Source organism: Desulfosarcina sp. (genome assembly GCF_041551955.1).
Taxonomy (GTDB): domain Bacteria; phylum Desulfobacterota; class Desulfobacteria; order Desulfobacterales; family Desulfosarcinaceae; genus Desulfosarcina.
The window spans coordinates 1-4,212 of record NZ_JBFELV010000436.1 but is presented as its reverse complement, the minus strand read 5'-3'; the positions used below and the strand labels follow the sequence as shown (position 1 = coordinate 4,212).

2 protein-coding genes are annotated in these 4,212 nt (G+C 54.3%); one reads left to right on the top strand and one right to left on the bottom strand.

Annotated elements, in window-relative coordinates:
- Positions 1-234 precede the first annotated feature (234 nt).
- Positions 235-516, top strand: coding sequence for an ATP synthase F0 subunit C (gene atpE, locus ABYV26_RS21935; protein WP_372683492.1), 282 nt, complete (start codon positions 235-237; stop codon positions 514-516).
- Between the two features lie 126 nt (positions 517-642).
- Here the strand turns inward: atpE and uvrA are convergent, their stop codons facing one another.
- Complete coding sequence (uvrA, locus tag ABYV26_RS21930) at positions 643-3,489, bottom strand: excinuclease ABC subunit UvrA (RefSeq protein WP_372683491.1); 2,847 nt, start codon at positions 3,487-3,489, stop codon at positions 643-645.
- Positions 3,490-4,212 lie beyond the last annotated feature (723 nt).

Sequence of the window (4,212 nt, the reverse complement as noted above, 5' to 3'; positions counted from 1 at the left end):
GGCTCTGGGCATTTTCGTTGCCTTCGTTCAGGGATTCGTTTTCTTTCTCCTGTCCATCATTTACTTCTCCGGGGCCATGGAACACGCCCACTGATGGGGAATCGCTAGAGGGAATACCGTCGATTCGCCGATACGGATCAATCATACAACGGCGAATCGGCTTGCGTTCAATCGTTTTTGGGGTAACTGGAAGAAGCCCTAATTATCAATCTTTTAAAGGAGGTAGTGTAGGATATGGAAGCTCAAGCATTGCAGTTTTTCATCGCGTGTGTGACAGCAGCTGGTTTTGGTATTGCAGTGGCCGCCTTCGGTTGCGGTATCGGACAGGGCATGGGCTTGAAGTCCGCCGTTGAAGGTATCGCCCGGAATCCCGAATCTTCCGGTAAGGTCACCGTGACCATGCTGATCGGTCTGGCCATGATCGAGTCCCTGTGTATTTACGCACTCGTCGTGTCCCTGATCCTGATCTACGCACATCCCCAGGCAGGCGCCATTGCCGCGCTGTTCGCAAAATAAGTCCTAACCTGCCAGAGCAAAACATGAAAAGGGCCGCTGCCGTTTCGCAGTGGCCCTTTTTACGTTTGGGTTCAGGGTTTTGTGCCCAACGGTGGTCGATTCTTCATATGAGCCATAACCCCGAACTCAGAACCCTGAACCCAGAACCTTTTTAAGATATCGGCCCGTGTGGGATTCTTTCACCTCACAGATGGTTTCCGGTGTGCCGGCTGCCACCACAACCCCGCCGTCGTCGCCTCCTTCGGGTCCTAAATCGATGACATGATCGGCGGTTTTGATCACATCCAAATTGTGCTCGATGACCACCACCGTATTGCCCGCATCCACCAGACGATTCAATACCCCGAGCAGCTTGCGGATGTCGTCGGGATGCAGTCCCGTGGTGGGTTCGTCGAGTATGTAAAGGGTGTTTCCGGTGCCCCGTTTGCTCAGTTCCCGTGCTAGTTTGATCCGTTGGGCCTCGCCTCCGGAGAGTGTCGTGGCCGATTGGCCGATGGGAACATAGCCGAGTCCGACGTCCACCAGGGTTTGCAGTTTGGACCGGATAACATCGATGTTTTGAAACATGGCCAGGCACTGGTCGACGGTCATGTCCAGCACCTCGGCGATATTCTTGCCTTTATAGCGGATTTCCAGGGTCTCCCGGTTGTATCGCCTGGCCTTGCAGACGTCGCAGGGGACATAGATGTCGGGTAGAAAATGCATCTCGATGCGGATGATGCCGTCCCCTTCGCAGGCTTCGCAGCGACCGCCGCGGATGTTGAAGCTGAACCGGCCGGGTTTGTAGCCCCGCATTCTGGCTTCCGGGGTCCGACTGAAAAGATCCCTGATCGGCGTAAACAATCCCGTATAGGTGCCGGGGTTGGATCGGGGCGTCTTGCCGATGGGGGATTGGTCGATGTCGATGACCTTGTTGATCTTCTCAAGGCCGATGATCCGCTCATAGTGGCCGGCAAGCAGGCTGAGCTGTCGAAGGCTGCGGATGGCTGCCCGGTAAAGGGTCTCCAGCACCAGGGTGGATTTGCCCGAACCGGAGACACCGGTGACACAGGTGAACACCCCGGTGGGGAAGGACACGTCGATGTTCTTCAAGTTGTTCTGACGTGCCCCGACAATGCGGATGTCTCCTTGGCCGGCGGACCGTCGTTTGGCCGGCACCTCGATTTTCAGCCTGCCGGAGAGGTATCTGCCCGTCAAGGACCGGTCGTCTTCGAGCATCAGCGCCGGTGTTCCTTGATAGACCACATGGCCGCCGTCGATGCCGGCACCGGGCCCCATGTCGACGACGTGGTCCGCAGCCAGGATCGTCTCTTCGTCATGCTCAACCACCAGCACCGAATTGCCCATGTCCCGCATATTGATCAGCGTGCCCAGCAGACGCTCGTTGTCGCGTTGGTGCAGACCGATGCTGGGCTCGTCCAATACATAGAGCACGCCGGTCAATTTGGCGCCGATCTGGGTGGCCAGACGGATTCGCTGGCTCTCTCCACCGGAGAGGGTGTGGGCCGGCCGGTCCAAGGTCAGATAGGAAAGGCCCACATCATTTAAAAATGCCAGGCGAGCGGTAATCTCCTTGATGATTTTTTCGGAAATCACGCCGCGTTTGCCATCGGGCCGGAAGGCGTCGAAAAACGTCTGCAGATCGGCGATTGATCGAGCGGTCAAATCCCCCACGGACACTCCATTGATCTTTATATGACGACTCTCCCTGCGCAGTCGGGAACCTTTGCAGTGGGTGCACGGTGATTCCGCCATGTAGTCGTTCAGGGTGTTCTTCTCAGCCGATGATTCCGCTTGGGCATACCGCTGCTGTAAATGCGGGATAATGCCTTTAAAGGGTTTCAACACTTTTTTTAGGCCACCGTTTTCATGGGAGGTAAAGGGGATCCGCTGGTCGCCAGAACCGTGCATGAGCACGGTTGTGAACGCCTCAGGGAGGTCGCGGTAGGCGGTATAGATGTCCACTCCGTAAAAGGCGGTGAGATCTTCCAGAAACTCACCAAAGGCGACCGAGTGGCGATGGGCCCAGACGGTGAGCGCTCCTTCTCTTAAGGAGAGGTCGGGGTTGGGTACGATCTGCAGGGGCGAAAAGCGCTTGATCGCGCCCAACCCATCGCAATGCGGGCAGGCGCCGTGGGGCGAGTTGAAGGAAAAACTGGCCGGTGACAGTTCGGGATAGCTGACGCCACAGCGTTTGCAGGCGGCGTTTTCACTAAAGTGCAGGGCCTCTTTGACCTCCTCCAGGCGATGGCCGACAAATGCCACTTCTACCTGTCCTTCGGATCGAGCAATGGCCAGCTCCATGGAGTCTGCCAGGCGGTTGCGGATTCCCGGGTTGAGAATCAGCCGGTCGACCACCACATCGATTTGCGGGGATAGGGCGTTGGAGAGATCGACGGCAGTGTCCAACCCGTGGATCTTACCATCGATGCGCACCCGGGCAAATCCGTCTTTTCTCAATCGTTTCAGCAGCCCCTTGCAGCTGCCCGCCGTCTCATTCGCAAGCGGTGCGAGGACCATGAGCCGGGAACCTTCCGGCCGTTGCATGACCGCTTCCACCATCTCGTCGATGGTTTGGGAAAGGATCGGTTTTCCGCACTGGAAACAATGGGCGATTCCGGCCCTTGCGTAAAGCAGCCGGATAAAATCATAAATTTCGGTTACCGTGCCCACCGTCGAACGGGGGTTGTGGATGGCGGTTTTCTGCTCGATGGCAATGGCCGGAGAGAGGCCCTCGATCAGGTCCACATCGGGTTTTTCAAGGCGTTCCAGAAATTGCCGGGCATAGGTGGACAGCGATTCCACATAGCGGCGCTGGCCCTCGGCATACAGGGTGTCGAAGGCCAAGGTGGATTTACCGGAGCCGGAAAGTCCGGTGATCACCACCAGTTGGTTGCGGGGCAAGCGCAGGCTGATGTTTTTCAGATTGTGCTGCCTGGCCCCTTCAATGGTGATTGCATTTATGGTCGTCACGGGTTCGGCTGGGTTGATGGTTTCAGAAATTCGGCTATCATACTTAGCCGATCCAGGTTTGTAAATTGCTTTCCTTTTATCCCGGTTTCCAGCAGGTTTTCGACCCTCCCGTGAGCCACCATCAGTCACGGGTGCGACCGATAGCGGACGCCCCTGCATCTCCCGGAAACAGCGGTTAGGGCGCATGGCCGATGTTTGATTCGATCCTCGCCGTCTTGGATTGGAATAAAGAAATAAAAAAGAAAAAAAGAGAAAAAATAAATAAATCAAAGAAAAACAGAGTTTACCGATTGTTTGTAAATTGTTGATAACTCCCGATCTGCTTAAAATGCTTATGGAAAAATAACGGGTTTGAAAAACCTTGTATTTCGAAGCAGTTGCTCGGTAAAAACACGACAACTAATAGAAAATATTATACTAAAAAATCTTTGCGGTCATCGTGTCAGCAATTTGATTAACCGACCGTCTTCAACATTGACTTCGGACACCCTATTTTGTAAATAACTCGCCAGTCGTCGAAATTTGCGGCTGCCTTTCTGAAAACCCCTGGTAATTAACCAACAGCTTCATATTTGAACCAATAGTTGGCTGTTTATTTAAAGCTTGCAAGTAATCTTAACTGCTGCTGAAGGGAATTTATTTTTTAAATGGACCAGATATGGACGTCAGTGAAATCTCTGCTTAAGGAAAAGCTTCCCGGTCACAGCTACCGAATGTGGATTG

Bases quoted from the DNA above. Each gene is read 5' to 3' on its own strand.
- atpE (WP_372683492.1), top strand. From the start codon at position 235: ATGGAAGCTCAAGCATTGCAGTTTTTCATCGCGTGTGTGACAGCAGCT.